The sequence below is a fragment of the Kocuria sp. genome (genome assembly GCF_030536815.1).
GTDB lineage: Bacteria > Actinomycetota > Actinomycetes > Actinomycetales > Micrococcaceae > Kocuria > Kocuria gwangalliensis.
Genome location: NZ_JAUNPE010000235.1, coordinates 1 through 2,662 on the forward strand (window position 1 = coordinate 1; position 2,662 = coordinate 2,662).

Sequence of the window (2,662 nt, forward strand, 5' to 3'; positions counted from 1 at the left end):
CGGGGTGGCCTGCATACGCTAACGCGCACAAAAAACCTCCGGGCCCCTGTCGCAACGGGAACCCGGAGGTTTTGACTGTGGAGCCTAGGAGATTCGAACTCCTGACATCCGCCTTGCAAAGGCGGCGCTCTACCAACTGAGCTAAGGCCCCGTACGTACTGGCGACCCACCGTTGGGTGAGCCACGTTCCCAGACCGTTCAGTCCACGGGATCTACAACTGAGTCCCATGCTTCGCGTTTGGCTTCCGCCTCGCGCCAAGCCTTGAAAGCCGCGACGGACAGGCCCGCGAGTGCAGCCAGTGCTGCGATTCGTGCCTTCATCGCTACCTCCACACGATTTAACTCGTGAACTCAGTGAGTGGGCGTACCAGGAATTGAACCTGGGACCTCTTCGTTATCAGCGAAGCGCTCTAACCGTCTGAGCTATACGCCCGTAGCACAGTCAACCAACAAGTTAACTTCTCGGTTGACCGAACTGAAACTTTACCGGAGGTATCCCCCGGCGCCAAATCGAGAACCGATCAGTCGTCGGTCAGCGTCACCCCGATACCGCCGATCAGAGCGGCCGCAATGTTGTACAACAAAGCGCCCAACACTGACAGCGCCGTCAGCAGGATCACGTTGACCACCGAGATGATCGTGGCGAACAGTGCCACGTTCCCCAGGGACAGGAACTCCTTGATGTCCGTGCCGCCCGCATTGCCGCCGAGCATGGACAGCATCTCGTTGATCCCGTCGAACAGGCCGGTGAGGTTCAGCACGAGCCACAGCACCAACGATGCCACGACCATGATGATGCCCAGGGCAACGGAGAGCAGGAAGGCAAGCTTGAGCACCGACCAGGTGTCGACCTTGGACACCACCAGCCGCGCGCGGCGCACCTTGGCGCGCGGTGCGGGACGAACCAGTCCCTTGGTGGACTGATTCTGCGGCTTCTTCGCGGCGGGCGAGTCCGGCTTCTTCTCCGCGGTGGTGGTGCCACCCTTGGAGGGGCTCACCGGGGAGTTCTTGGGGGGCTTGGAACCCTTCGAGGCAGAGCTTGCGCTCATGCTTCACCTCCGTTGTCGTGGTTTTCCAACGCTACTGCATCGTCTGAGGGAGCCCCGGCATCACTGCCCTGGTCCGCGGCGTCTTCTTGCGCTTCCTCGGGGACGACGTCGCCGCCCTCCTCGGCGTCGGAATCCACCTTTTTCTCGATCTCGCGTTCGGCGTTGTGAGCAACTCCGACAATGTGGTCCGAAGACCCGGGCTTGGCGAAAATCACGCCCATCGTGTCTCGCCCGCGAGCGGGAACCTCGGCCACATTGGAGCGAACCACCTTGCCGCCGGACATGACCACGAGAACCTCGTCCGCTTCGCCCACGATCAGGCCACCGACCAGGCCGCCGCGGTCATCGGCGAGCTTGGCCACCTTGATGCCCAGGCCACCACGGCCCTGCACTCGGTATTCGCTGACCGCGGTGCGCTTGGCGTAGCCGCCCTCGGTCACCACGAACACAAAGGCGTCGTCGGTGACCACGTTGGCCGACAGCAACTTGTCACCGTCGCGGAACTTCATGCCGGTCACCCCGGAGGTCGCGCGACCCATGGGACGCAGGGCGTCGTCGTCGGCGGTGAAACGCAACGACTGGCCGAGATGCGAAATCAACATGATGTCGTCCGCGGGAGTCGCGAGCATGGCCGAGACCAGTTCGTCGTCGTCGCGCAGGTTGATAGCGATCACGCCGGCGGTGCGGTTGGTGTCGTAGTCGGACAACCGGGACTTCTTGACCAGACCGCGGCGGGTGGCCAGAGCCAGGTACGGGGCGTCCTGGTAGGTGCGCAGCTGCATGACCTGGGCAATGCGCTCGTCCGGCTGGAACTCCAAAAGGTTGGCCACGTGCTGACCCTTGGCGTCACGGCCGGCCTCGACCAGTTCGTACGCCTTGGCGCGGTACACCCGACCGAACGTGGTGAAGAACAGGATCCAGTTGTGCGTGGTGGTCACGAAGAAGTGCTCCACCACGTCACCGCCACGCAACTGTGCGCCCTTGATGCCCCGACCGCCGCGGTGCTGCGAGCGGTACTCGTCCGAGCGCGTGCGCTTGACGTACCCGTCGCGGGTGATGGTGACGACCACTTCCTCTTCGGGAATGAGGTCTTCCATGGACATGTCGCCGTCGTAACCGAACAGGATCTCGCTGCGGCGATCATCACCGTAGTGGTTGACGATCTCCGTGAGTTCCTCGGAAATGATTTCGCGCTGCCGGTCCTCGGAGGCAATGATCGCCTGGTACTCAGCGATCAAACGCTCGAGTTCGGCGTGCCGGTCCTGGATCTTCTGGCGTTCCAGGGCGGCCAAGCGGCGCAGCTGCATGTTGAGGATTGCCTGCGCCTGGGCCTCGTCGATGTCGAGCAGCTCCATGAGCCCGTTGCGGGCTTCCTCCACGGTGGGAGAACGGCGGATCAGCGCAATGACCTCGTCCAGGGCGTCAAGTGCCTTGAGAAGACCGCGCAGGATGTGTGCTTCTTCCTCGGCCTGCTTGAGGCGGTACCGGGTGCGACGCACAATGACTTCCATTTGGTGCGTGACCCAGTGATGCACAAAAGCATCCAGGGACAGGGTGCGGGGCACACCGTCCACGAGCGCCAGCATGTTGGCGGAGAAGTTCTCCTGCAGCTG

The 2,662-nt window shown here is 62.8% G+C and carries 3 protein-coding genes and 2 tRNA genes; all 5 read right to left on the minus strand.

Translation table 11 applies throughout. The annotated features are described in order from the left end of the window. Nucleotides 1-78 precede the first annotated feature (78 nt). A tRNA-Ala gene (locus Q4E95_RS12575) sits at nucleotides 79-151 on the minus strand. Between the two features lie 47 nt (nucleotides 152-198). Beyond that, nucleotides 199-321 (minus strand): hypothetical protein, encoded by a 123-nt coding sequence (locus tag Q4E95_RS12580; protein ID WP_303383628.1) that lies wholly within the window; start codon nucleotides 319-321, stop codon nucleotides 199-201. Nucleotides 322-359: 38 nt separating this feature from the next. Beyond that, nucleotides 360-433 (minus strand) — tRNA-Ile (locus tag Q4E95_RS12585). Between the two features lie 88 nt (nucleotides 434-521). Next, complete coding sequence (locus tag Q4E95_RS12590; RefSeq protein ID WP_303383629.1) at nucleotides 522-1,049, minus strand: DUF3566 domain-containing protein; 528 nt, start codon at nucleotides 1,047-1,049, stop codon at nucleotides 522-524. Beyond that, nucleotides 1,046-2,662 (minus strand): DNA gyrase C-terminal beta-propeller domain-containing protein (locus Q4E95_RS12595; RefSeq protein ID WP_303383630.1); only part of this gene is annotated, 1,617 nt, incomplete at its 5' end. The genes Q4E95_RS12595 and Q4E95_RS12590, both read right to left, overlap by 4 nt.